At 62.4% G+C, this 24,908-nt stretch carries 24 protein-coding genes; 11 read left to right on the top strand and 13 right to left on the bottom strand.

Annotated elements, in window-relative coordinates; all coding sequences use genetic code 11:
• Positions 1 to 14 precede the first annotated feature (14 nt).
• The 3 genes from choV to JHX88_RS13100 form a co-directional block, all read right to left on the bottom strand.
• A complete protein-coding gene (choV, locus tag JHX88_RS13110) occupies positions 15 to 1,043 on the bottom strand; it encodes a choline ABC transporter ATP-binding protein (protein ID WP_076523311.1) in 1,029 nt (342 codons plus the stop codon).
• On the bottom strand, positions 1,040 to 1,888 hold the full coding sequence (gene choW, locus JHX88_RS13105; RefSeq protein ID WP_076523309.1) for a choline ABC transporter permease subunit: 849 nt from the start codon (positions 1,886 to 1,888) through the stop codon (positions 1,040 to 1,042). The genes choV and choW overlap by 4 nt, the downstream gene beginning before the upstream one ends.
• 134 nt (positions 1,889 to 2,022) lie before the next feature.
• Positions 2,023 to 2,964 carry a choline ABC transporter substrate-binding protein gene (locus tag JHX88_RS13100; RefSeq protein ID WP_076523308.1) on the bottom strand — a complete coding sequence of 314 codons (942 nt, stop codon included), beginning with the start codon at positions 2,962 to 2,964 and terminating at the stop codon, positions 2,023 to 2,025.
• An 89-nt stretch (positions 2,965 to 3,053) separates the two neighbouring features.
• On the opposite strand from JHX88_RS13100, the gene betI reads away from it, so the two are divergent.
• From betI to betA, 3 genes are read left to right on the top strand one after another with little or no spacing between them, the layout of a single operon-like run.
• Positions 3,054 to 3,620: a transcriptional regulator BetI gene (gene betI, locus JHX88_RS13095; RefSeq protein ID WP_076523306.1), complete on the top strand. Its 567-nt coding sequence runs from the start codon at positions 3,054 to 3,056 to the stop codon at positions 3,618 to 3,620.
• A gap of 2 nt (positions 3,621 to 3,622) precedes the next feature.
• The gene (gene betB, locus JHX88_RS13090; protein WP_176011400.1) at positions 3,623 to 5,062 is read left to right on the top strand and encodes a betaine-aldehyde dehydrogenase; all 1,440 of its coding nucleotides are present in this window, start codon (positions 3,623 to 3,625) and stop codon (positions 5,060 to 5,062) included.
• Between the two features lie 31 nt (positions 5,063 to 5,093).
• A complete protein-coding gene (betA, locus tag JHX88_RS13085; RefSeq protein WP_076523302.1) occupies positions 5,094 to 6,680 on the top strand; it encodes a choline dehydrogenase in 1,587 nt (528 codons plus the stop codon).
• 44 nt (positions 6,681 to 6,724) lie between these two features.
• Here betA and JHX88_RS13080 read toward each other — a convergent pair whose 3' ends face one another.
• A complete protein-coding gene (locus tag JHX88_RS13080) occupies positions 6,725 to 7,789 on the bottom strand; it encodes a patatin-like phospholipase family protein (protein WP_076523300.1) in 1,065 nt (354 codons plus the stop codon).
• Between the two features lie 230 nt (positions 7,790 to 8,019).
• Positions 8,020 to 8,517 (bottom strand): EF-hand domain-containing protein, encoded by a 498-nt coding sequence (locus JHX88_RS13075; RefSeq protein ID WP_076523298.1) that lies wholly within the window; start codon positions 8,515 to 8,517, stop codon positions 8,020 to 8,022.
• A 340-nt stretch (positions 8,518 to 8,857) separates the two neighbouring features.
• Between JHX88_RS13075 and JHX88_RS13070 the strand changes: the two genes are divergently transcribed.
• On the top strand, positions 8,858 to 9,460 hold the full coding sequence (locus tag JHX88_RS13070; RefSeq protein ID WP_076523296.1) for a GNAT family N-acetyltransferase: 603 nt from the start codon (positions 8,858 to 8,860) through the stop codon (positions 9,458 to 9,460).
• 1 nt (position 9,461) lies between these two features.
• On the opposite strand, the gene prfB is transcribed toward JHX88_RS13070, so the two are convergent.
• The 4 genes from prfB to JHX88_RS13050 form a co-directional block, all read right to left on the bottom strand.
• Positions 9,462 to 10,589: a peptide chain release factor 2 gene (gene prfB, locus JHX88_RS13065; RefSeq protein ID WP_076523294.1), complete on the bottom strand. Its 1,128-nt coding sequence runs from the start codon at positions 10,587 to 10,589 to the stop codon at positions 9,462 to 9,464.
• Positions 10,590 to 10,773: 184 nt separating this feature from the next.
• The gene (locus JHX88_RS13060) at positions 10,774 to 13,317 is read right to left on the bottom strand and encodes a penicillin-binding protein 1A (RefSeq protein WP_076523292.1); all 2,544 of its coding nucleotides are present in this window, start codon (positions 13,315 to 13,317) and stop codon (positions 10,774 to 10,776) included.
• A 151-nt stretch (positions 13,318 to 13,468) separates the two neighbouring features.
• Complete coding sequence (locus JHX88_RS13055) at positions 13,469 to 14,692, bottom strand: N-acetylmuramoyl-L-alanine amidase (RefSeq protein WP_076523290.1); 1,224 nt, start codon at positions 14,690 to 14,692, stop codon at positions 13,469 to 13,471.
• Positions 14,689 to 15,822 (bottom strand): pyridoxal phosphate-dependent aminotransferase, encoded by a 1,134-nt coding sequence (locus JHX88_RS13050; RefSeq protein ID WP_076523288.1) that lies wholly within the window; start codon positions 15,820 to 15,822, stop codon positions 14,689 to 14,691. Before JHX88_RS13050 ends, JHX88_RS13055 begins: the two co-directional genes overlap by 4 nt.
• Before the next feature lie 152 nt (positions 15,823 to 15,974).
• Between JHX88_RS13050 and JHX88_RS13045 the strand changes: the two genes are divergently transcribed.
• The gene (locus tag JHX88_RS13045; RefSeq protein ID WP_076523286.1) at positions 15,975 to 16,724 is read left to right on the top strand and encodes a DsbA family protein; all 750 of its coding nucleotides are present in this window, start codon (positions 15,975 to 15,977) and stop codon (positions 16,722 to 16,724) included.
• A gap of 105 nt (positions 16,725 to 16,829) precedes the next feature.
• Here JHX88_RS13045 and JHX88_RS13040 read toward each other — a convergent pair whose 3' ends face one another.
• Entirely contained in the window at positions 16,830 to 17,528 is a 699-nt protein-coding gene (locus JHX88_RS13040) for a DUF502 domain-containing protein (RefSeq protein WP_076523284.1), read from the bottom strand.
• 289 nt (positions 17,529 to 17,817) lie between these two features.
• On the opposite strand from JHX88_RS13040, the gene JHX88_RS13035 reads away from it, so the two are divergent.
• A complete protein-coding gene (locus tag JHX88_RS13035) occupies positions 17,818 to 19,701 on the top strand; it encodes a Hint domain-containing protein (protein ID WP_076523282.1) in 1,884 nt (627 codons plus the stop codon).
• Here the strand turns inward: JHX88_RS13035 and JHX88_RS13030 are convergent.
• From JHX88_RS13030 to JHX88_RS13020, 3 genes are all read right to left on the bottom strand, one after another.
• Entirely contained in the window at positions 19,678 to 20,601 is a 924-nt protein-coding gene (locus tag JHX88_RS13030) for a pseudouridine-5'-phosphate glycosidase (RefSeq protein ID WP_076523280.1), read from the bottom strand. The two genes, JHX88_RS13035 and JHX88_RS13030, sit on opposite strands and share 24 nt — an antisense overlap.
• On the bottom strand, positions 20,598 to 21,479 hold the full coding sequence (locus tag JHX88_RS13025; protein WP_076523278.1) for a PfkB family carbohydrate kinase: 882 nt from the start codon (positions 21,477 to 21,479) through the stop codon (positions 20,598 to 20,600). Before JHX88_RS13025 ends, JHX88_RS13030 begins: the two co-directional genes overlap by 4 nt.
• A 115-nt stretch (positions 21,480 to 21,594) precedes the next feature.
• Entirely contained in the window at positions 21,595 to 21,948 is a 354-nt protein-coding gene (locus JHX88_RS13020; protein ID WP_076523784.1) for an ArsR/SmtB family transcription factor, read from the bottom strand.
• Between the two features lie 221 nt (positions 21,949 to 22,169).
• Here JHX88_RS13020 and JHX88_RS13015 point away from each other — a divergent pair, with 221 nt between their 5' ends.
• From JHX88_RS13015 to JHX88_RS12995, 5 genes are all read left to right on the top strand, one after another.
• Complete coding sequence (locus JHX88_RS13015) at positions 22,170 to 22,520, top strand: AtpZ/AtpI family protein (protein ID WP_076523276.1); 351 nt, start codon at positions 22,170 to 22,172, stop codon at positions 22,518 to 22,520.
• A gap of 50 nt (positions 22,521 to 22,570) precedes the next feature.
• Entirely contained in the window at positions 22,571 to 23,278 is a 708-nt protein-coding gene (locus JHX88_RS13010; protein ID WP_084202876.1) for a F0F1 ATP synthase subunit A, read from the top strand.
• A gap of 58 nt (positions 23,279 to 23,336) precedes the next feature.
• Positions 23,337 to 23,573, top strand: coding sequence for a F0F1 ATP synthase subunit C (locus JHX88_RS13005; RefSeq protein ID WP_076523274.1), 237 nt, complete (start codon positions 23,337 to 23,339; stop codon positions 23,571 to 23,573).
• 74 nt (positions 23,574 to 23,647) lie between these two features.
• Entirely contained in the window at positions 23,648 to 24,235 is a 588-nt protein-coding gene (locus JHX88_RS13000) for a F0F1 ATP synthase subunit B' (protein WP_084202840.1), read from the top strand.
• Complete coding sequence (locus tag JHX88_RS12995; RefSeq protein WP_076523272.1) at positions 24,232 to 24,792, top strand: F0F1 ATP synthase subunit B; 561 nt, start codon at positions 24,232 to 24,234, stop codon at positions 24,790 to 24,792. The genes JHX88_RS13000 and JHX88_RS12995 overlap by 4 nt, the downstream gene beginning before the upstream one ends.
• Positions 24,793 to 24,908 lie beyond the last annotated feature (116 nt).

Raw genomic sequence — 24,908 nt, 5'->3', positions numbered from 1 at the left:
CCTGTCATACCTGATCATTTGCCGCGCGGGTCGATCAGCCGGGCGAGGACCGCATCGCGGGTGATACGTCCGCCGCCTTCGACCGGCACCATGCCTTGCGGTGCATTGGCCAGCAGTTCCATGATCTCGCGAACCGGCATGTCGGCGGGCACAGGCGTGCCTTCGGCTTCGCCCGGTTCCGCGATATCGGATGCGGTCAGCACGCCGAGCGGGTTCATATGGGCCACGAAATCGGCGACGTAATCATTGATCGGATTGGCGATGATCTCGCGCGCGGTGCCGATCTGGACGATCCGGCCGCCTTCCATCAGCGCGATCCGGTTGCCCAGCTTGAAGGCTTCGTCCAGATCGTGGCTGACGAAGATGATCGTGCGCTGCGTCTTGGCCTGCAATTCCAGTAGCTCGTCCTGCAGGCGGGCGCGGATCAGCGGATCGAGCGCGCTGAAAGGCTCGTCCATCAGCAGGATCGGCGCTTCGGTCGCAAAGGCGCGGGCAAGGCCGACACGCTGCTGCATGCCGCCCGAAAGCTCTCCGACCTTGCGCTCTGCCCATTCCGTCAGGCCCACGGTGTCCAGTTGACGGTCCACGCGCTCTTGCCGGTCGCGGACTGACATGCCGGCCAGTTCCAACCCCAGCCCGACATTCTCCCGCACGGTGCGCCACGGCAACAGGCCGAATTGCTGGAACACCATCGCCACATGCCGCAGGCGCAGGTCGCGCAGGGAATGCTTGCCGGCGCCGGTGATCGGGATCATCTTGCTTCCGTCCCAGACTCTGACCTCTCCCCGGCAGACATCGTTGAGCGCGTTGACCGCGCGCAATAGCGTTGATTTGCCCGAGCCGGACAGGCCCATCAGCACGAGGATTTCGCCCTGCCGGACATTCACGCTGCAATCATGGACGCCAAGGACCTGCCCGGTCTCGGCCTTGATCGCGCCGCGTTCCTGGCCCTGGTCCATCAAGGGCAGGGCGGTTTCCGGCCGATCGCCGAAGACGATGCTGACCCGGTCGAATTCGACGGCGTTTGGTGATTCTTCGCTCATTTCGGGCCCTCCATCCGCAGCATCCGGTCAAGCATGATCGCCACGATGACGATGACGAAACCCGATTCGAAGCCGAGCGAGGTGTTCACGCTGTTCAGCGCGCGCACCACCGGCACACCAAGGCCAGAGGCCCCGACCAGCGCTGCGATGACCACCATCGACAGCGACAGCATGATCGTCTGGTTCAGCCCGGCCATGATCTGAGGCAGGGCGCTTGGCAGTTCGACTTTCCATAACAGCTGCCGTGGAGTGGCGCCAAAGGAGGTCGCCGCCTCGATCAGCGGTTCGGGGGTCGAGCTGATGCCAAGCTGTGTCAGCCGGATCGGCGCGGGCAGCACGAAGATGACCGTAGCCAGCAGGCCCGGCACCATGCCGATGCCGAAGAACACGATGGCCGGGATCAGGTAGACGAAGGTCGGCAGGGTCTGCATCAGGTCGAGCACAGGCCGCATCCACGCGTAAAGCCGGGGGCGGTGGGCGGCGGCGATGCCGATAGGCACCCCGATCGCCATGCAGACGATACAGGCCGCCAGCACCAGCGTCAGCGATTGCTGCGTTTCCTCCCAGTACCCCTGGTTGAGCACGAACAACAGGCCCAGCCCGATCAGCAGACAGGTCTTCCAGCTTCTCTGCAGGGCCCAGGTCAGTGCCACGGCCAGGGCGATGAACAGGAAGGGATGCGGATATTCCAGCGCCGCGAGGATGCGGCCGATCAGCCATTCCATCACGGTTGCCACGGTATCGAACAGCCATGCGACATTGGCATTCAGCCAGTCGAAAATCGTTTTCGCGGTCTGTCCCACCGGGATCTTGTTGTCTGTGACCAAGGAGGTCAGCTCTTCCATCGGATGTCCTTTCGCTTGCTTGAACCGGTGCGTTCAGAGGTCAGCTACGGAATCCGGCCGCCGATCCTGTTGATCCGGCAGCCGGCCCAAGCGGCGAGCAGCCACAGGGGCCGCTTGCACCCCGGAGAGTGGTATTACCCCTCCAGCGCCTCGCTCAGCGCGCCTTGCGGGTCATTGCCGTCTACGGTTGTCACGCCATCCAGCCACGGGGCCGTAGCATCGGGATTGGCCTGCAGCCATTCCTTCGCGGCATCCATGGGGTCCATCCCGTCATTCAGGATCTTGCCCATGACCTCGTTTTCCATTTCCAGCGTGAATTCCAGGTTCTGCAGGAATTTCCCGACATTGGGGCATTCCTCGACATAGCCCGCACGGGTATTGGTGCGCACTTCGGCACCGCCCAGGTTGGGGCCGAAGACATCATCGCCGCCGGTCAGGTAGGTCAGCTCGAATTGCGCATTCATCGGATGCGGCTCCCAGCCAAGGAAGACCACGGGCTTGTCCGCGTTGCCGGCGCGCGACACCTGCGCCAGCATGCCCTGCTCGCTGGATTCGACGACCTCGAAGGTGCCCAGGCCGAACTTGTCCTCGGCCACCATCTCGAGCAGCAGGCGGTTGCCGTCATTGCCGGGCTCGATCCCGTAGATCTTGCCGTCCAGATCGTCCTTGTATTCGGCGATCTTGGTAAAATCGTCGATGCCCAGATCGGCACCCGCCTTGTTGGTGGCCAGCGTGTATTTGGCACCGGTCAGGTTGGTGCGGACGGTATCGACGGTGCCCTCCTCGGTATAGGGGGCGATATCGGCCTCCATCGTGGGCATCCAGTTGCCGAGGAAAACATCGACATCATCCGTCGACAAAGCCGTATAGGTGACCGGAACCGACAGGATCTTGGTCTCGGTCTGATAGCCGATCGCCTGCAGGACGGTCGAGGTCAGCGCGGTCGTCGCGGTGATATCGCTCCAGCCGACATCCGAGAAGACGATCTCCTGGCATTGCTCGGGCTCCTGGGCGAAACCGGCGGTGGCTGTAGCAGCGGTCAGTGCCAGTACGGCGGTGAAACGTGTAAGGGTCATTACGTGCTCCCTGTGTTCTTGATTGACCAGTCAATTAAAGATCGGTTAGACTGCAAAAGCAACCGAAAACTCCGACAGCGGATGAACAGATGCCGAAACTTGGGGCCGAGCCTATCCGAAAAGCCGCTTTAATCAACGCCGCCATCGCCGAGATCGGGCGGGCGGGGTCTTTGGATGTGACCGTGGCCCAGATCGCGCGTGCCGCCGGCATGTCGCCTGCGCTGGCCCATCATTATTTCGGCTCGAAAGAACAGATTTTCCTGGCGGCGATGCGCCATATCCTTGCGACATATGGAAAATCCGTGCGCGAGGCCTTGCCGGGGCAGGGGCCGCGCGGACGGCTGGACGGCATCGTCTCGGCCAGTTTCGCGCCGCAGAATTTCAAGCGCGAGGTGATCAGCGCATGGATCAATTTTTATGCACTGGCCTTGCTCAACAATCAGGCAGCACGGCTGCTGCGGGTCTATCATCGTCGCCTGCGGTCGAATCTGATCGTGGCGCTGAAACCGCTCACCGATCACCCGGCAAATATCGCCGACACCCTGGGCGCGCTGATCGATGGCGTCTATCTGCGCGCGGTTCTGACCCCGGGTCCGACCGACGGGGCTGCCGCGCTGAACATCATCAACGATTATCTTGAAGAGGCACTCGCATGAGTCTGAACGCCCAACCCGCCGCCAGCCTGTTCATCGACGGACATCCGGTCGAGGGCGAGGGCGCGGCGCTGCCGGTCCTTTACCCCTATACCGGCGAAGAGATTGCCAGCCTGCGCGAGGCATCAGGAGATCAGGTCGCCCAAGCCTGCCAGATCGCGGCATCCGCGCAACCCGCTTGGGCGGTGCTGGCGCCGGTCGAGCGTGGCCGGGTCCTGATCCGCGCTGCCGCGATCATCCGCGAACGGAACGAGGAACTGTCACGGCTGGAAACGCTGGACACCGGCAAGCCGATCCAGGAAACGCTTGTGGCCGATTGGGAATCGGGCGCGCAGGCGCTGGAATTCTTCGGCGGGCTGGCGGCGTCGATCACCGGCCAGATGATTCCCTTGGGACGGGATTGGGCCTACACGCGGCGCGAACCGCTTGGCGTTTGCGCGGGCATCGGGGCTTGGAACTATCCGAGTCAGATCGCCTGCTGGAAGGCTGCTCCGGCATTGGTCATGGGCAATGCCATGGTTTACAAGCCGTCCGAGGAAACCCCCCTTGGGGCCTTGAAACTGGCGGAAATCCTTCTGGAGGCGGGCCTTCCGGAAGGCGTTTACAACGTCGTGCAGGGACGCGGACAGGTCGGTGCGGCGCTGACCACCGACCCGAACGTGGCCAAGGTTTCGCTGACCGGCTCGGTGCCGACGGGGCGTCGAGTCTATACCGCTGCCGCCGAGGGGATGCGCCATGTCACCATGGAACTTGGCGGCAAGTCGCCGCTGATCGTTTTCGACGACGCCAATCTGGAAGACGCGGTCAGCGCGGCGATGCTGGCAAATTTCTATTCCTCGGGGCAGATCTGTTCGAATGGGACGCGGGTCTTTTTGCAAGAGGGCATTCGTGAAGCCTTTCTTGACCGCCTTGCAGAACGTGTTCGCAATGTCCGCATGGGCGATCCGCTCGATCCCGAGACGCAGCACGGCCCGATCGTCAGCCCCGCGCAGGCCGAAAAGATCCGCGCCGCCATCGCGGCGGGCGAGGCCGAGGGCGCACAGCTTCTCTGTGGAGGTCCGGGCGAGGGCGCCTTCATCCCGCCGACGGTTTTCACCGATGCCTCGGACGAGATGACAATTACCCGTGATGAGATCTTTGGCCCGGTCATGACCACGCTGGCCTTCTATGACGAGCAGGAAGTCGTTTGCCGTGCCAATGCGACCGGATACGGGCTTGCGGCGGGTGTGTTCACGCAGGACCTGACCCGCGCCCATCGCGTCGTCGGCCGGCTGGAGGCCGGCACCTGCTGGATCAACACCTACAATCTGACCCCGGTCGAGATGCCCTTCGGTGGCGTCAAGCAGTCGGGGCTGGGCCGTGAGAACTCCGCCGCTGCGATCGAGCACTATTCGCAATTGAAATCTGTTTATGTGGGCATGGGGGGCGTCGACGCGCCCTACTGATCTGCTCCGCCGCTTTGGGAAAGATGCAGCAATGAGCCAATCCGATTATGTCATCATCGGCGCAGGCAGCGCCGGTTGCGCACTGGCCTATCGCCTGACCGAGGCGGGCCGCAGCGTCACCCTGATCGAGTTCGGGGGCAGCGATATCGGCCCCTTCATCCAGATGCCGGGCGCGCTCAGCTATCCGATGAACATGTCGCGCTATGACTGGGGTTTCTCGTCGCAGCCCGAGCCTCATCTGGGAGGACGGCGGCTGGTCACGCCACGGGGCAAGGTGCTGGGCGGTTCCTCTTCGATCAACGGTATGGTTTTCGTGCGGGGGAACCGCAAGGACTTTGAATTCTGGAAGGAATCCGGTGCTGCGGGCTGGGACTATGACGACGTTCTGCCCTATTTCAAGCGCATGGAGACTTGGCATGGCGGCGTCTCGGAATGGCGTGGGGACAGCGGGCCGCTGCATATCACCCGTGGCAAGCGCAAGAACCCGCTGTTCAACGCCTTCATCGAGGCCGGAGCACAGGCGGGCTGGCCGCGCACCGACGATTACAATGGCGAGCACCAGGAGGGTTTTGGCCCGATGGAGGCGACCATCTGGAAGGGCCGCCGCTGGTCTGCCGCCAATGCCTATCTGCGCCCGGCCCGCAAGAACGGCCGGTTGCAGGTGATCCGCGCCTTTGCCCGCCGTATCCTGCTGGAAGGCAATCGCGCCTATGGCGTCGAGGTCGAGCGCAAGGGACGGATCGAGAATATCACCGCGGGACGCGAGGTGATCCTGTCGGCCAGTTCGATCAACACGCCGAAAATCCTGATGCTGTCGGGCATCGGTCCGGCGGAGCACCTGCGCGAACATGGAATCACGCCGCTGGCCGACCGTCCGGGCGTTGGTGCCAACCTGCAGGACCATCTGGAAATCTACATGCAATACAAGGCATTAAAGCCGGTCAGCCTTTATACATATTACAACCTTCTGGGCAAAAGCCGGGTAGGGATCGAATGGCTGCTGCAAAAGACCGGACTTGGCGCGTCGAACCAGTTCGAAAGCTGTGGCTTCATTCGCTCGGGCAACGATAAGGATTATCCGGATATCCAGTATCACTTCCTGCCGCTCGCGGTGCGCTATGACGGCAAGGCGGCGGCTAAGGGGCACGGATTCCAGGCCCATGTCGGCCCGATGCGGTCGAAATCGCGCGGTACCGTCCGGCTGGTCTCGGATGATCCGACAGAGGCGCCAGAAATCCGCTTCAACTACATGTCGCATCCCGATGACTGGAAGGAATTCCGGGCCTGCGTGCGCCTGACCCGGCAGATCTTCGATCAGCCCGCCTTCGAGGAATATCGCGGGGATGAAATCCAGCCCGGTGCCGATGTGCAAAGCGACGAGCAGATCGACGCCTTTATCCGCGAACATGCCGAATCCGCGTTCCATCCCTGCGGCACGGCCAAGATCGGACAGCCGGATGATCCGCAAGCCGTGGTCGATCCCGAGCTTCGCGTCATTGGAGCAGAGAATCTGCGGGTCGTCGACAGTTCGGTCTTCCCGCGGATCACCAATGGCAACCTGAACGGCCCTTCGATCATGGTCGGGGAAAAGGCTGCCGACCATATCCTGCGGGGCTGATCCCGCGTCAGGCGCGGGCTGCTTGGATCAGGCAGCCCCGCCCGTTAGCCCACGGTCACACCGGTGAACAGCGTCGACAGATCCACCGTGTCTTTGCCGTTCAAGGAATCCGCGTGATCGTTCAGGAAACTGTCAGCGGCGTCACGCCCGGCCTCTTTCATCCGGGCAAGCATCCCCGGCTCGGGCATCATCTTGGAGCGCGCGGACAAATCGTTCATCAGGGTGTCGTCAAGGATCATGTGGATCAGCGGAACTTTCATGGCCCGGTCGCCCAAGCGATCTTCGGCATCCAGCTTCTTGACGAAGTTGATCGCTCGCAGATCGGCCATCAGCGCCGAGTTGAAACTGATCTCGTTGACCCGGTCGGCGATATCGACAGGAGTTTTGGGCACGCAATCGCGCATCATCGGGTTGATATTCACGATCACGATATCGCGCGGCAGATGGGCGCGGTAAAGCGGGAACAAGGCCGGGTTACCAGTGAAACCGCCGTCCCAATAGGCGTCGGTCTCACCCGTTTCCGGATCCCGGATCTCGACCGCGCGAAACAGGCTTGGCAAACAGGCGGAGGCCATCACCGCGTCGGGCGTCACATGGCGCCCGGTGAAGACTCGCATACGCCCCGTGCGCACATTCGTCGCTGCAACGAATAGCTCCGGCCCCTGTCCGGTACTGAAACTCGGATAGGGCAACTCGCGCAGCACCGCCGCCAGCGGATTGACGTAGAACGGGCCGTAATCATAGGGGCTGAAGACCCGTGTCATGCTGTCCATCCATGCGGCGGGAGAGAACATCTCGGTCAGGCGATGAAACCCGCGGGGCATGGGCATCAGGGAATGCATCCAGCGCACGACATTATTGTCCGAGATTTGCCCGACCTCTCCCCAGAGGTAATCGAGATTCTTCCGTGCCGCTTGCCGTCCCCTGGCGCCGCTGTGCCGGGACAGCCCGGCCTTCAGTGCCGCCCCGTTCAACGCACCCGCCGAGGTGCCGGTGATGGCCGAAATCTTTAGCCAATCCTCATCCAGAAGCCGATCGAGAACACCCCAGGCAAAGGCGCCATGCGCGCCGCCCCCTTGTAACGCCAGATTGATGCTTTTCTCTTTCATGTCTCGGCTCCAGAACTGATTACTGCGAGTGCAGCATAATGCGTTTCCATGTCTGGGCGACACCGGTTTTCTGTCGGTAAATATGTAAAAAGCAAAGAACTATAGCTGTCTGAACCGACCTGATATTCCGAACCCGGGCGTTGGGGCAGGGTAGATAAAAAGGCGTTGAAAAAACGAAGGCTCCGACCGGGTGACCCGGTCGGAGCCCGTGTCATGGGATCTGATCGCGATCAGTTCGCCGGTTCGGTACCCGCTTCGACCGACGCGCCGGCTTCGGCACCGATTTCGGCCCCTCCGGTGGCGGGCAGTGCATTCCCGACTGCCTCGGCCGCACCGTCGGTCGCCTCGGTTGCCGTCGACATGCCAGTTTCGGCCGCATCGGAAGCGACCTCGCCAGCCTGTTCCAGCCCCTCAGCCGCGTTGGCTGCACCTTCAGCCGCGCCTTCGGCGGTGGCCTCGGCAGCTCCTTCGGCCGAAGCCGCCGCCGATCCTGCGGCCATCGCCTCGGCCTCCTCGACGCTGATCATGCCGTCGCCGTCCGTGTCATAGGCTTCAAGGGTTGCCTCGGCATGGACGTCAAAGGCCGCCTGCAGTTCGGTCATGTCGAGTTGGCCATCGCTATTCGCGTCCAGCTCGGCGAACCCGGCGGCATATGCGGGGGCCAGCATTGCCACGGCGCCCAGGCCGGTCAGGGCGGAAATCATTCCGGCTTTAATCATCGGTTTCATGTGAGACTCCTTGAGGTTAATTATCTCGACTGGCTTTTTGTCCACGACTTTAACGGGATACGGCAACCGCACGTTCCCGTGCATCAGTGGTTTTCCTGTTTTGAGCGTTATCTTGCCGGGGGTGTGGGGTTGGGCTGGCCGTTTTCAGCTAAAAACGCTGACGATATCGAGAGAAAGTCGGCGATAGGATCGAATATCGTGGATATGGTCTCCTTCCGGGTTGAGGGTTCTCTGCGTTTGATCCGCGAGTTTTCATCCATGCGGCAATATTGCCGGGGCAACGCAAGGCGGCTAGGTTGCCGTGGAAATGCTTACCGGGCGCCATAGAGGGAAATCGGCAATGCAATCTGCCTTGGCTTCGGGTTATCACGACACGGTGCCCGGAACGGTCGCGACCGTGGTGACCTCGCTGGAAATGCGCAGCCCCCCGGCCCGGCGGCCGGAACGCGAGGCGAGCGACTGGCGGCTCGAACTCTGGCATCGGCCGCCGCCTGCGGAATATCGCGAGCTGTTCCGCCGCGTGGGCGAGGATTGGCTCTGGTGTTCGCGGTTGATGATGACGGATGACGAACTGACCGCGATCATCCACGATCCGCAGGTCGAGATCCGCAGGCTTGTCACGCCCGAGGGGGTTGGCCTGCTGGAACTGGATTTCCGGGCGGAAGATCAATGCGAATTGGCGTTTTTCGGACTTTCCCCGGAACTCATCGGCAGCGGAGCGGGGCGTTGGTTGATGAATCGTGCATTGGAAATTGCCTGGGCACAGCCCTTGGCGCGTCTATGGGTTCATACCTGCACAATGGATCATCCCGGAGCGGTGGATTTCTATCGCCGCTCGGGCTTTACTCCGATCCGGCGTCAGGTCGAGATCATCCCCGATCCGCGCCTGAGCGGCTTGCTGCCCGAAAGCGCCGCCCCTCACATTCCCTGCCTGCCGGAATAGGTCAGTCTTCGGACTGCGCTTCGGCCCGGCTCTTGCCCGCGACATCCATCGCCAGGGTGGCCGCCATGAAGGCGTCCAGATCGCCATCCAGCACGCCTTGCGTATCGCTGGTTTCCTCGGATGTGCGCAGGTCCTTCACCATCTGGTAGGGATGCAGCACATAGGACCGGATCTGGTTGCCCCAGCCCGCATCGCCCTTGGCGTCATGCTGGGCCTGGATGCTTTCGGTGCGCTTTCGCAGCTCGATCTCGTAAAGCCGTGATTTCAGCGCTGCCATGGCGTTGGCGCGGTTCTGGTGTTGCGACTTCTCGGAACTCGTCACCACGATTCCGGTGGGAATATGGGTGATCCGCACCGCCGAATCGGTGGTGTTCACATGCTGTCCGCCCGCGCCCGAGGAGCGGTAGGTGTCGATGCGGATTTCATTGTCGGGCACGGTGATCTCGATATTCTCATCGACCACCGGATAGACCCAGACAGAACTGAAAGAGGTATGCCGGCGCGCCGAGCTGTCGAAGGGGCTGATCCGAACCAGCCGATGCACGCCGCTTTCCGATTTCAGCCAGCCATAGGCGTTATGCCCGCTGATCTTGTAGGCGGCACTGCGAATCCCGGCCTCTTCCCCGGTGCTTTCGCTCATCAGCTCGACCTCGTAGCCCTTCTTCTCGGCCCAGCGCACATACATCCGCGCCAGCATTGCGGCCCAATCGCAGCTTTCCGTGCCGCCCGCACCTGCATTGATCTCGAGGAAGGTGTCATTCGCATCCGCTTCGCCGTTCAGCAACGCCTCGAGTTCCTTCTGCGCCGCCAGATCCGCCAAGGTCTTCAGGTTGTTTTCGGCCTCGGCTACCAGTTCCTCGTCACCTTCCGCCTCGGCCAGTTCGACCATTTCGGCATTGGCCGCCAGATCGCCTTCGATCCGCTCGTAGGTATCGATCGCCTCGACAAGAGCCTGGCGTTCCCGCATGAGTTTCTGGGCGCGGGCCGGATCTGACCACAGATCCCCGGCCTCGATGATCGCGTTCATTTCTTCGAGCCGATGCGGCGCTGTTTGCTTGTCCATTCGCTGCCCCAGCAGGCTCAGCGAGCGTTGGATGGCCTCGATTGTGGACTGCGTCTCGGCGCGCATGATCGGCTCCTAGGGCTCTTGCGTCAGGTCAGGGGTGTTAACCCGTGGCAGCACATACAGCAAGAGCCTGCGCGACAAACCGGCTGTCCGAAACGAGCCCCGATCCCGCAGATTCTTCTTCATGCAAATATCCCACGGGGGGCGCCGGGGGGGGGTGAACCCCCCCGGCCGGCGCGGGACGCAATCAATACAGCCCGCCCGAGGACATCGTCCCAAAATCCGCTTTCTTCGGGATGACCTTGCGCTCTCCGGTCGAGGTGGTGACCGAGGTTCCGCTGTCGGAACCGGCTTCCCAGGGCAGGACGACATTTTCTTCGCCGAAACCGGCGACGACATAGGGCGAAAGCCAGTCGGGATCGGTGCCGTCGCGGAAATACTCGGCGATGACATTGGGACCGCGCGCATCGTCGGGCAGGCGTTGACCGGTGACGCGGTCGATCTTGACCCAGTAACCGCCCGGCGGAACCTTGAACTCGGTGCCGCCGAATTCCTTCACTGCCTCGCGCATGAAGGCATTGAAGACCGGTACGCATAATGTCCCGCCATAGGCATGCGAGCCGAGGCCGCGCGGCTGGTCGTAGCCAAGATAGCAGCCGGCCACGATATTGCTGGAGAACCCGATGAACCAGACATCCTTGGCGTCATTCGTGGTGCCTGTCTTGCCGGCGATCGGCACGGGCAGGTTCACACCGCTTCCCGATCCGCGCTGGACGACCCCTTCCAGCATAGAGGTCAGCTGATAGGCGGTGACGGCATCCATGACCCGTTCTCGATTGCTTTCGATCACCGGGGCACGGCCTGCGGGCAGCGCCTGCATGCCGCAGGTCTCGCAGACCCGGCGATCATGGCGATAGATCGTCCGGCCGCGGCGGTCCTGCACCCGGTCGACCAGCGTGGGTTCCACCCGCTCGCCGCCATTGGCAAACATCGCATAGGCGGCAACCATCTTGAACAGCGTCGTCTCCTGCGCGCCGAGCGAGTTGGCGAGGAATGGCTTGAGATGGTCGTAGACACCGAATTTCTCGGCATATTTCGCGACTATCTCCATGCCGATATCCCGCGCGATGCGGATCGTCATCAGGTTGCGCGACTGCTCGATGCCCGTCCGCAGCGGGGTCGGGCCGTAATGGCGACCGCTGGAGTTCTTGGGTTCCCACAATCCGTCGGGAGTATTCACGCGGATCGGTTCGTCCACGACGATCGTCGCGGGGGTATAGTTATTGTCCAGTGCGGCGGCATAGACGAAGGGTTTGAAGCTGGAACCCGGCTGCCGCTGCGCCTGCGTGGCACGGTTGAAGACCGAGGACTGGTAGGAAAAGCCGCCCTGCATGGCGATGACGCGACCGGTATTGACGTCCATGGCCATGAAACCGCCCTGGATGCGGGGCACTTGCCGCAAGGTCCAGCGGATGAAGCTGCCATCGCTGTCGCTGGTCATGGCGCGCACCAAGACGACATCGCCGATCTCGAGCAGATCGCTCGCGACATTTGCGCGGGCTGCCAGGCTGCCATCTTCCAAACGCTTGCGCGCCCATTGCACGTCCTTGGCCGGGATCCAGTGGCCGTCGGAATCCTCTTCGATGCCCTCGATGCCGATGCGCGCATCCTGCTCGCCCAGTTCCAGCACCACGGCAGGATACCAGCCGGGAATGTCGCGCGGCACCCGCAAATCCCATAGCGCACCGCGCCAGGATGCCTCGTCGGTCAGCTTCTCGGGCGGGATCGTCTCGCCCGTGCCGTTCCAGATGCCAAGACCGCGGTCATATTTCTCAAGTGCTTCGCGCAATGCACCGGCGGCCTGATCCTGCATTTTCGGATCGACCGTCGCACGGACCGTCAAGCCACCTCCGAAGAATTCCTCTTGTCCGAATTCACGGCTGAGCTGTCGCCGGATTTCGTCGGTGAAATAATCGCGCGTGGGCATCTGTTCGCGGAAGGACGGATAATCTCCGTTCTGCACGGATTTGAGCGGCAGCTTCGCCTCGGCCTCATAGGTCGCCTCGTCGATATAACCGTTCTGCCACATTTCGCGCAGCACGTAGTTGCGCCGCTCCGTCACCCGCTCCTTGGCGCGGACGGGATGATAGCGGCCCGGTGCCTGCGGCATGGCCGCCAGCATCGCTGCTTCGTGCGGGGCCAGTTCGGACAGCGACTTGTTGAAGAATGTCTGCGCGGCGGCGGCCACACCGTAGCTGTTCTGACCCAGGTAGATCTCGTTTAGATACAATTCGAGGATCTGGTCCTTGGTCAGCGAATGCTCCAGACGCGAAGCCAGGATCAGTTCCTTGACCTTGCGTTCGACGCTGCGATCGCTGGAGAGCAGGAAGTTCTTCATCACCTGTTGGGTGATGGTCGAGGCGCCCCGCACACTTTCTCCGCCGCTGCGGACCGCTTGCCATGCGGCTCCGGCGATCCCGTGAATGTCATAGCCGGGATGGTTGTAGAAATTCTTGTCCTCGGCGCTGATGAAGGCCTGCTTCACCAGATCGGGGATCTCTTCCACGGGAACGAAAATCCGCCGCTCCTCGGCGAATTCGTCGATCAGGCGGCCTTCGCTCGAATAGACGCGGCTGATGGTCTTGGGCGTGTAGCGCGCCAATTGCTCGTGGCTTGGCAGGTCACGGGAATACATCCAGAAAATCCCGCCAAGCGTCAGCGCGATGAAGAAACAGGCGGTCACGAACCACGAGAAGATCGCGCCGAAAAATGAAAGAATGCTGCGCAGCACGGAGGAAAGGCCTTTCGCTATTTGCCCCAGTCTATAACGGGAGCGTCAACAAGCGTCAAAACAACACTGGGTCATTTGATTGCGGTAAATACCTAGTCGTCGGACGAGCGATTGCCGCGGCGATCGGCTGGAAACGGGTGGATCGGGTCATTCAGTGACGCAAATTCGTCTCGCGGAACTGCTCGTCCCGAGCCCAACCGGTGATCGCCTCGACAAGCACGCGCACCATGCGGGCCCGCCATTGCGGATCGGTAAGATTGGCGCGGTCGCGTTCATCGGTGATGAAGCCCAGTTCAAGCAGGGCCGAGGGGATGTCGGGCGATTTCAGCACCGAGAACGCGGCACCCTGCACTGGCCGGTTGTGCAATCCGATCCCTTGCAAGGCCATGCGCGAGGTCAGGAATCTGGCGAAATTCTCGGATCTCGGTTGGGTATCGGTGCGGGCGAAATCCATCATCACCGAGGCCAGCCTGTCATCCTTGCCCGTCAGGTCGATTCCGGATAGCAGGTCTTTGCGATCGTGGCGCGTCGCCAGTTGCTCGGCCGCGCGTCCATTGGACTTGGGGTTCCAGACAAATATGGTCGCCCCCGCCGCCTGACCGCTCGGCAAGGCATCGGCATGGAGTGACAGGAACAAGTCGGCCCCTGCGTCCCGCGCCAGTGTCATTCGTTTTTCCAGCCTGACAAAGCTGTCATTTTCCCGCGTCATCCTGACCGTGATACCCTGCGCCTCCAACGCGGTTCGCAGCTCTTTCGCAAAGCCCAGGACCACATCGGCCTCGGTCTCTCCGCCTGCCTGCGCGCCGGGATCGAACCCGCCATGCCCGGGGTCAAGCACCACCGTCAGACCTTCGGGCTGGGCTGCGGGTTCGGGCAGTTCCGCAGGGGCAGGCAAATTCCTTAGCGCCGCGGTGGCACTGGGCAGCGGAGCGAATTCATCATCGGAAACGGGTTCGAGCGCGATCCGGATGACCGGCTGCGGAGCCTTGGTCCGCTGTCCTGCGCTGGTAATTCTGTAGGGTCCGGGGAGTTCCAATACGATGCGGGACCAGCCCCGCCGAAGTCCTCCCCAACGGATCGCCGGGACGGCGTCGTGACCAAACAGGTCCTCGGTCCGCAATCCGGTGAAATCGGCGCTTTTCAAATCGACGATCAACCGCACCGGATCGCCCACAACGACGGCGCGATAGGGCACTGCCTTGCTCAGCACCAGTTTCAGTTCCAGCACCGGCTCGCGGCCCCATCCCCATCCCTTTTCATCGGCGGTCAGGGACGAGGCGCCGACATTCAGCCGCGCGGCCTCTTGCGCCGATGCGACGGAAGAGATCAGCAATAGCAGGCAAATCAAGAGCCATCTGGGCAAGGCATAATTCATCTTGACGCCATAAACTCCGTCAGTCGCCGCAACCCTTCGGCAATATCGGCCGTGGCGCGTGCATAGGAGAAACGCAGGGTTCGTGCGCCCCGGTCCGGATCGAAATCCAGCCCCGGAGTCACCGCCACCCCGGCATGATCGAGAATTTCCGTCGCAAATTCCAGCGCGTTATCCGTAAATTCCGAAACATCGGCATAGATGTAGAACGCCCCTTCGGGCGGGGCGATCCGGGTGAAGCCGGCTTTTGGCAACCCCTCCAGCATCAGGCGGCGGTTCTCGCGATAAACGGCGAGATTGGCCTGCGCCTCTTCTTCGCAGTCGAGCGCCGCCAATGCCGCGACCTGGCTGGCATGAGGCGGGCAGATGAACAGGTTCTGGGCCAGACGCTCGACCGTGCGTAGATGCGTTTCCGGAACGATCATCCAGCCAACCCGCCATCCGGTCATGGAAAAGTATTTACTGAAAGAGTTTACGACGAAAACCTCATCCGTAATCTCAAGTGCCGAATGGCATCGGTCACCATAGCTGAGACCGTGGTAAATCTCGTCCGAGATCACCGCCATGCCCTTGGCTGTCGCAGCTTGCGTCAGCGCCCGCATCTCGTCCGGCCGCAACACGGTCCCCGAGGGATTGCCGGGCGAGGCAAGGATCAACCCTTCCGCATCGGGTAGCGCCTCGGGGCGGGGTTGATAGCGGTCTTCGGGCCGGGTCTCGATCCCGACAGGCTCCAGCGACATGGCCCGCAGGATCTGGCGATAGCTGGGATAGCCGGGGTAGCCCATCGCCACCCGGTCGCCGGAATCGAACAGGGCCGAGAAGGCGAGGATGAATGCCCCGCTGCTGCCCGATGTCACCACCACGCGGGCCGGATCGAGATCGACCCCGTACCAGCGCCGGTACAAATCCGCGATGCCCTGACGCAATTCCGGCAATCCAAGGGCGACGGTATAGCCAAGCGGTTGTTCCAGCGCCGAGGCCAGCGCCTTGCGCGCGCCTGCAGGGGCGGGGGTGCCAGGCTGACCGACCTCCATATGGATGATGTCGCGGCCCGCGGCTTCTGCCCTTGCCGCAGCCGCCATCACATCCATGACGATGAACGGATCAACCTGTCCGCGGGCGGATTGTCGCATGCTCGGCCTCGATATTCGTTTTGCGCCTTCTTAACGTGGCGCGGCGGCGGGCTCTAGCCTTTTGGCGGCTTCACAGAGCCGTGTTGCGGCATTTCTTGCCATTGCCGCGCCCAGAGGCCAAGTTGCGTTGGAATTATGTCCAGAGGTTTTCGATGAAACGACTGATCGCCGCGCTGCTGCTGACCGCGACCCCGGTAATGGCTTTCGATATCAATTCGATGTCCGAAGAGGAGAAAACCGCCTTTGGCGAAGCGGTGCGCGAATACCTGATGGCCAATCCCGAGGTGCTGGTCGAATCGATCAACGTGCTGGAGGAGCGCCGCGCCGCCGAGACGGTGGAGAACGATCAGCAACTGGTCGATGCGAATCGCGAGGCGATTTTCGAGGATGGGCATTCATGGGTGGGCGGCAACCCGGATGGCGACCTGACCATGGTCGAATTCATCGATTATCGTTGTGGCGTCTGCCGCCGCTTCAATGACGAGGTCAAGAAGATCGTCGAGGATGATGGTAATATCAAGCTGATCCTGAAGGAGTTTCCGATTCTTGGGCAGGATAGCGAGGCATCGTCCCGCTTTGCCGTGGCCGTCAAGCAGATCGCCGGGGACGAGGCCTATATGAAGGCCCATGACGAGTTGATCGCCCTGCGCAGCCCGGCAACCATCGAAGCGCTCAAGGGTGTCGCGGAAAAGATCGGGGTCGATGCCGAGGAGGTCGTGAACCGGATGAATACCGACGAGGTCAGCGACGTGCTGCGCGAGAACCACCAGCTCGCCGAGCGGATGGCAATCATGGGCACGCCGACCTTCGTAATCGGCGACGAGCTTTTGCGGGGCGTGCCAGCAGAAGGGCTGACCGCCGCGGTCGAGGGCCTGCGCGCGCAAATGCCGGACGAGGGTTGATTCGCATCTTTCCGGCCTCGGCGCGTCTGCGAGCACAGATGCCTCCGGCGGGGATATTTTTATGAAAAAGAAGGGGCTGGCCAGGAAAGCCGGGCAGCCTTCCAGTTATGCGGGTTTCGGGGGCTTGTCGTTCTTGGGCTTGGATTTTTTCGCTGGCGGATAGACCAGCCCGGCCGAGATCACCAGCTTGGCAGCGTCTTCGACCGACATGTCCAGGAACACTACATCCTTGGCGGGGGTGTAGATCAGGAAGCCCGAGGTCGGGTTGGGCGTCGTCGGGACAAAGACGGCGATCAGGTCTTCGGAACTGTGCTCGAGGATTTCTCCCTTCGCGGGACCCGCGACAAAACCCACCCCCCATAATCCCTTGCGGGGATATTCGATCAGGCAGGCACGATCGAACCGTGCCTCGCTCTGCGACAGGATGGTTTCGGCGATCTGCTTGAGTCCGCCATAGACCGAGCGGATGATGGGCATCCGGGCGACGATCTGTTCGCCGGTGCGCAGCAGGGCCCTGCCCAGCCAGCCCTTGGCCATCCACCCGATCAGCACGGTGAACAGCAGGAAGACGACCACGCCGAGGCCGCGCAGGTTGATGCCCACGTAATGCTCTGGCCTCCAGCGGGCCGGGATCATCGGCAGCACCCAACTGTCCATCCAGCCGGTCAGCGTCCAGATCAGCCAGACGGTGATGCCTATCGGCGCGACAACCACCAGCCCCGCAAGAAAATTCGAGCGCAGCATCGCCAGTAGCCCCGGCTTGCGAGGCGGCAGTTGCAGCGGTGTGAAGTCATGATCCGGCATGGGATGCAGAGAACAGGGCAGGCAGCGTCTCGGTCAAGAGGCTAAATCACCTGTAACGGGTATTTTTTGATCATGATCGTAGAATATTCGTGTAGTGGTTGATAATAGTGGATTTTTTCTGCTTCGGGACGCTACGTCACGGTCATTTCGGCAGACTGCCGAAATCGCCTATGCTATGACGAGTTCAGCAGATTGTTTCCGAGTTCCGTGGTTGGGTTAACAATTTGTACCGAGTTCCAGTTTTGCCAGTCGGTCTGCTTTCAGCATTCGTAGGCAACACGGGAAAATCATGGTTCTTGAAATCGTCGATCCGAATTCGACCGAGGACGAACATCTGACCTCGGTGGACGTCAAGTTCTCGGGCATGCATATTGGTGGCGGAATATATTTCAGCGCCAATCACGATCCGGCTCCGGGGGGCGGCAGCAGCGCGATCCCTCAGCGTAGCCTGATGGGCGAGGCAGAGCGCCACGGCACGACCGAACTGGACTATACCCTGCCCGAGGGCGGCGAGCCCTGGGACGCCTATCGTGACGATACCGATGGCGACGGAACCGTGGATTTCGTGAAGGCGGGATTCGACATGAGCATGCATGTCGGCGACCGCCTCGCCAGTACGGGTGAGTTCTATGATGGTCCGGCCGTCCCGCTTCTGATCGCCAATGATCCGAATGACCTGTCGGGCACGGTCACGATCACCGGGTATCCGGGGGCGGCGAATTCGCTGGACGGTCAGGAGGGGACGCTCCACCAGGCGAGTGGAACATTGACTTCCTATACCGAGCAGGATGTGAATGGCGATATCGGCGGCTATTTCCGCGTCGAGGATGCCGATATCGTCGGCGGGATGAGCGGCGGTGCGAATTACCTCGATTATGACGCCGATGGCGACGGTACGGCAGAAACCTATCTGATCGGAACCGCCGCCAGGGTCTATGAATCGGGTCTTCCCGGCACACCGTCGCACGACATCTGGGCTGAATCCCCTTCCTTCTCGCCGCATTACGCCGATCTGGCCAGCGCCATCGAAGGGCTGAGCGGCGACGCCGCACGGAGTGCCGACGATTTCGCGCGCATGACCCTGCTCTCGGCACAGACTGCGGGTTCCACGCTGACGACCGTGCAAGGGCAGTTCTTCCACGAAGACATCTACGGGGGCGTGAACGCTGACAGCTTGCTTGGCGCGGGCGGGGACGATCGCATCTTCGGCGGCGAGGGCGGCGACAGTATCGATGGTGGAACGGGTGCGGATTATATCGACGGGGGCGATGGCGATGACAGTTTGACCGGCGGCGCGGGCGCGGATTGGTTCGCCGGAGAGGGACTCGGCGGCGGTGCGGCGGATCTCATCGCCGATTTCGAGGCAGAGGGCGGCGATGTCATCGACCTGGGATCCTATTTCCAGACAATGGATGATGTCGTGACCGCAACGACCGAGATGGATGACGGCTCGATCCTGATCGATCTGTCCGGAGGTTCGGGCGACGGTTTCGTCCAGGTGCTGAACACGACCACGGCGGATCTGAACAGGGCAAATCTCAATGTCATCTGCTTCACCGATGGCACGATGATCCGGACGGTGGCAGGCGAGAAAGAGATCGGCACGCTGCAACCGGGCGAGGCAGTGCCGACCTATGACGGCAGTGCCGGGAAACTGCGTGCCCTTCACAGCCGAACGCTCGGACTGCGGGAATTGCAGGAACGCAGCCATCTGTGGCCGGTGGTCATCTCAGCGGGGGCCCTGGGAGAGGGCGTTCCGCGACGGGATATGCGAGTCTCGCCGCAGCATCGCATTCTCGTCAACAGCAGGATCGCCGGCCGGATGACCGGATCGACAGCGCTGATTCCGGCCAAGGCATTGCTGGATTTGCCGGGCGTGTCGCAGCCCTGTCCCGACAAGCCGGTGACTTATATCCACCTTGTCTTCGAAACCCATGAGATCATCGAGGCCGATGGCTGCTGGAGCGAGAGCTTCTATCCCGGCGAGGAGGCGCTGCATGTGCTGCCCAAGGCGGTGGTCGCGGAATATGCCGAGATATTCGGGGATCTCGGGGCGGTATTCCCCGCCGCCAACCTGATGAAGACGCAAAGGGCCCGCCGCCTTGTCACGCGGCATATCAGGAACGGCAAACCCCTGCAGAATGTGGCTTCACGCCTCGATGCTCATGGCTGAGGCGATGCCCGCGGCCAATCGCGCGTTGTTCATCACCAGCGCGATATTCGATTGCAGGGACCGCCCTTCGGTCAGCTCGAAAATCCGTTGCAGCAGGAAAGGTGTGACCAATTTGGCGGCGATGCCCTGCGCCTCGGCCTCGGACAATGCCCGTTCGATCACCGGCATAATCTCGTCGCGCGGGATCTCCGCCTCAGCCGGGATGGGGTTGGCGACCAGCTGTCCGCCTTTCAGGCCGATCCGGGCACGCATCGCGGCGCTGGCAGCGATCTCGGCGGGGCTGTCCATCCGCAGCGCTGCCGCGATACCTGAATCGCGTGACCAGAAGGCGGGCAATTCATCCTGCCCATAGGCGATAACCGGCACGCCGAGCGTTTCCAGAACCTCCCAGGTCTTGGGCAGATCGAGGATCGCCTTGGCACCCGCCGCGACCACTGTCACCGGGGTCTGCGCCAGTTCCTGAAGGTCGGCAGAGATGTCAAAACTGTTTTCGGCGCCACGATGAACCCCGCCGATGCCGCCGGTGGCAAAGACCCGGATGCCCGCCAGATGGGCGCAGATCATCGTTGCGGCGACGGTGGTCGCGCCGGTGCGGCCCATGGTCAGGCAAATCGCCAGATCGGCGCGCGAAAGCTTCATGGCCTGGTCGGACGGGGTTTGCGCCAGCGCCTCCAGCGACGAATCCGTCAGACCGATATGGATCTGCCCGCCCATGACCGCAATCGTGGCGGGAGTGGCGCCCGCGCGGCGGATAACCTCTTCGACCTCGCGCGCCATTTCCAGGTTCTGCGGATAGGGCATCCCATGGGTGATGATCGTCGACTCCAGCGCCACGACCGGGCGGCCATCGGTCAGCGCGGCCGAGACCTCGGGCGAAAATGTCAGCGGTGCGTCTTTCATGGAACATCCTTTCCCGAAACATGTGCAGCGGCGGATTCAACCGCCCGCCGCAGGGCCGCATCGCGCGGCTGGTGGTTCAATTCGGCCGCCAGATGCGCGGCCAGAAAGCAATCGCCCGCCCCGGTGACGCGCGCCACGGTGACAGGGGGCGGATCGGCGGTCAGGGTCGCGCCGCCCGCGACGGCCTCGGCGGCGGGGTGGGGACCATCGGTGACCAGCACCCGCGCCGCCCCGCGCGCGACCACGGCCTCGGCGGCAGAGGCCGCGTCGGGGCAGGCTCGACCGGCGAGGATCTCGGCCTCCAGCCGGTTGAGATAGAAGCAACCGCGGCGGGAGGCAATCAGCGGCTCCAACCGCTCGGCCTTGCCGGGGCTGGCGGGAACGACGCGGAGATCGGCCCCGGACAATGCGGGATCACGCGCAATCGCGGCCAGCAGTTCCTCGGTCAGGTTGCCGTCCAGCACCACCGGCCCGGTCCATCCGGCCAGATCGCCGGAGAGCGGCGCAAGGATCGCATCGCCCGCCTGTTCCAGCCCGTGGACATCGGCGATGGCGGCGATCAGGCCCTGGCTGTCCTCGATCCCCATGTAGCAATCGGTGGGCGGCCCGGCATCGCGCGTCAGCCAGCCGGTCAGCACGCCGCGGCGTTCGGCCTCTGCCAGCAGCGCTTCGCCCTCGGGATCGCGCCCCACCGCCGACAGCACGGCGGGCCGCAACTCCCACCGCGCCAGCGCGATGGCGACATTCAGCGCCACGCCCCCCGGCAAATGCCTGATCCGTCCGGGCACATCGGCACCGGAGGCCATCCGCCGGGGTGCCCGCCCGATCACGTCCCACAGCATCGCGCCGATACAGAGAATGTCCGGGCGAAGGCTCATGCCATTCCCACCCTGTACCGCTTCTTCTTCATCCAAATATCCCGGGGAGTCGCCGGAACGGCGACGGGGCAGAGCCCCGATCCGGCCTCGGCCATCGCCGGATAACGCAGCATCATCATGCCTGATCCTCGCCCCATTCGCGCATCTGTACATCCAGAAACCGCTCGAACTCGTCCAGATCCACCGGATCGAACTGCCCGAAACCCTGCATCCAGACCGAAGCCGCACGCATCCCCTCGGGATCCAGCATGCACCAGTTGATCCGGCCCCGCCGTTCCTGCCGGATCAGTCCCGCCGCCGCAAGTACCGCCAGATGTTTCGAGATCGCCGCAAGGCTCATCTCGAAGGGGGCTGCCACGTCACTGACCGCCATGTCGTCCTCTAGCAGCATCGACAGCACCTTTCTGCGCGTCGGATCTGCGAGGGCGGCGAAGATCAGGTCCAGCCGGTCGGGGGAAGGGGCGGGCATGGGAGTCGGTCCCTTGGTCGTGGAATGGGGCGGATAGCGCGGGATGCTCAACTTGGCGGTTGAATAATGTCCGTCGCTTCATCGGAATGCAAGCTGCTTGCAAGAATCGTGATCGAATAAAAATCAATGAAAAACAACAATTTACATAATGGCTCCAGTTGCTTGACTTGGGCGCGGATCCACCCTAGACACCGGCTCGAGCAATAACGGGGGCGTGACAGATGGCCGAAGGGCCCCGGAATGGCGCGGACAAGGGCGAAGAGACCCGACGCCTGCGCGATCTGGAGGAGCGGCTGTCCCGCATGACCCCAAAGCCCGAAGCCGAAAGGCCGAAGGCAGCCTATGATCAGGCGCACATTGCCTGGCGTATGGTGATCGAACTCGTGGCGGGCATCGGGCTTGGCTTCGGGATCGGTTTTGGTCTGGATTATCTGTTCGGCACGACGCCGTTCCTGATGATCCTGTTCGTATTTCTCGGCTTCGCGGCCGGCATCAAGACGATGATGCGCACCGCGTCCGAAATTGACACAAAGCCCGGCGAGACAGCGCCGGACAGGGAAAAGAGGGATTGATCGTGGCATCCGACGCGCATGGTGAAGAAGCTGGCCTGTCTTTCCACCCGATGGACCAGTTCCTCGTTAAGCCCCTGTTCGGGACGGGCGAGGTGCATTGGTACACGCCGACCAACGTGACACTGTGGCTGTTCATTGTCGCCGCCGCGATCATCGCGCTTCTGGTGGCCGGCACCCGCGGACGGGCCATCGTTCCCAACCGTGTGCAAACCGTCGCCGAACTGGCCTATGGCATGGTCTACAAGATGGTCGAGGATGTCACCGGCAAGGACGGGTTGAAATATTTCCCTTATATCATGACGTTGTTCATGTTCATCGTGTTCTCGAACATGCTGGGCCTGCTGCCCAAGGCCTTCACCGTCACATCGCATATCGCCGTGACCGGCGTGCTGGCACTGGCCGTGTTCGTCAGCGTCACCGTGCTTGGTTTCGTCAAGAACGGCGCGCAATTCCTCGGCCTGTTCTGGGTGACCTCCGCGCCGCTGGTGCTGCGGCCCATCCTGGCGGTGATCGAGGTGATCAGCTATTTCGTCCGTCCGGTCAGCCACTCCATTCGTCTTGCCGGCAACATGATGGCCGGGCACGCCGTGATCAAGGTCTTTGCAGGCTTCTCTGCCATCGCCGTCATCTCGCCCGTGTCGATCCTCGCCGTGACGGCCATGTATGGCCTCGAGGTGCTGGTCGCCTTCATCCAGGCCTATGTCTTTACCATCCTGACCTGCGTCTATCTGAAAGACGCGCTGCATCCGGCTCACTAAGGCCGGGGCAGGGCAGGTTCATCCTCATTCATTACTTCCAACCGCAAGGAGATCCATCATGGAAGGGAATATCGCCGAACTCGGACAGTATATCGGTGCCGGTCTGGCCGCCATCGGTTCGGGCGCTGCCGCCGTTGGTGTGGGCAACGTCGCCGGGAACTTCCTCTCGGGTGCGCTGCGCAACCCGTCGGCTGCCGGCGGTCAAACCGCTACGCTGTTCATCGGCATCGCCTTCGCGGAAGCCCTGGGGATCTTCGCGTTCCTCGTCGCGCTTCTGCTGATGTTCGCGGTCTGATCCTTCGCCATCCTTGCGGCGGGGTGGGGGTTCGCCTCCGCCCCATCGTGACCTGATAGGCCAAGGGGTAGGATATGATCAGCCTGTTGCAAGAGGCCGCAACCGAAGCGGTCGAACATACGGAAGAAGCCGCCGCTGCGGCCGGTCATGGCGCCGAGCAATCCTCGGGCATGCCGCAGCTGGATTTCAGCACCTTCCCGAACCAGATTTTCTGGCTCATCGTCACGCTGGCGGTGCTGTACTGGGTGTTGTCCCGGATCGCATTGCCCCGGATCGCCTCTGTCCTGTCAGACCGTCAGGGCGCCATCACAGGCGACCTCATGGCTGCCGAGGAGTTCAAGCAGAAGGCGAAAGAGGCCGAGGCCGCCTATGACAAGGCGCTGGCCGATGCGCGGACCGAAGCGCATAAGATCGTCGAGGCGAACCGGGCCGAGATCCAGAAGGAACTCGACACCGCTATCGCCCATGCCGATTCCGAGATCGCGGCCCGTACCGCGGAATCCGAAAAGCGTATCCGCGAGATCCGCGAATCCGCTGCAACCGACGCGCGCGAGGTTGCCCGCGACGTCACTGCCGAACTGGTGCGCAGTTTTGGTGGCGATGTCGATCAGGGTGCGGTGGACAGTGCCGTCGAGAACCGCTTGAAGGGGGCCTTGCAATGAAACGCATCAGCGCAATCGCCATCACCCTGCTGGCCGCCACTCCGGCGGCGGCGGCAAGCGGTCCGTTCTTTTCGCTGCGCAATACCGATTTCATCGTGTTGCTGGCCTTCCTGGTCTTCATCGGCATCCTGATCTATTACAAGGTGCCCTCGATCGTCGGCGGCAAGCTGGACGAGCGTGCCGACGGTATCCGCAAGGATCTGGACGAGGCCCGCCGCCTGCGCGAAGAAGCGCAGGAGATCTATGCCAGCTACGAGCGTCGCCAGCGCGAGGTGCAGGGGCAGGCGGACGAGATCATCTCGAATGCCCGCCGCGAGGCCGAGGCACAGGCCGCCAAGGCCAAGGAGGATCTCAAGGTCTCGATCCAACGCCGCCTGAAGGGGGCCGAGGATCAGATTGCCAGTGCCGAGAAGGACGCCATTCGCGCCGTTCAGGGGCAAGCTGTTCAGGCATCCGTGGCCGCCGCATCCGAGCTGCTGGCAGCTCAGGTCAAGGCCGGGAAGCGTTCTGACGGTATCGATGACGCCATCGAAGACGTGGCGCGTCGGTTGAACTAAGCCAAACACGACGGACAGTGAACCAGACCCCGGCCCCTAGGGCCGGGGTTTTTCCTTGTCGTGCCACCAGGTTGGGAAAGCAAACGGGACCGTTATCCATGGCCCGCGGCACAGGG

The sequence above is a fragment of the Paracoccus saliphilus genome (assembly GCF_028553805.1).
Taxonomy (GTDB): Bacteria; Pseudomonadota; Alphaproteobacteria; order Rhodobacterales; family Rhodobacteraceae; genus Paracoccus; species Paracoccus saliphilus.
This window is presented reverse-complemented; position numbering and strand designations above follow the sequence as displayed.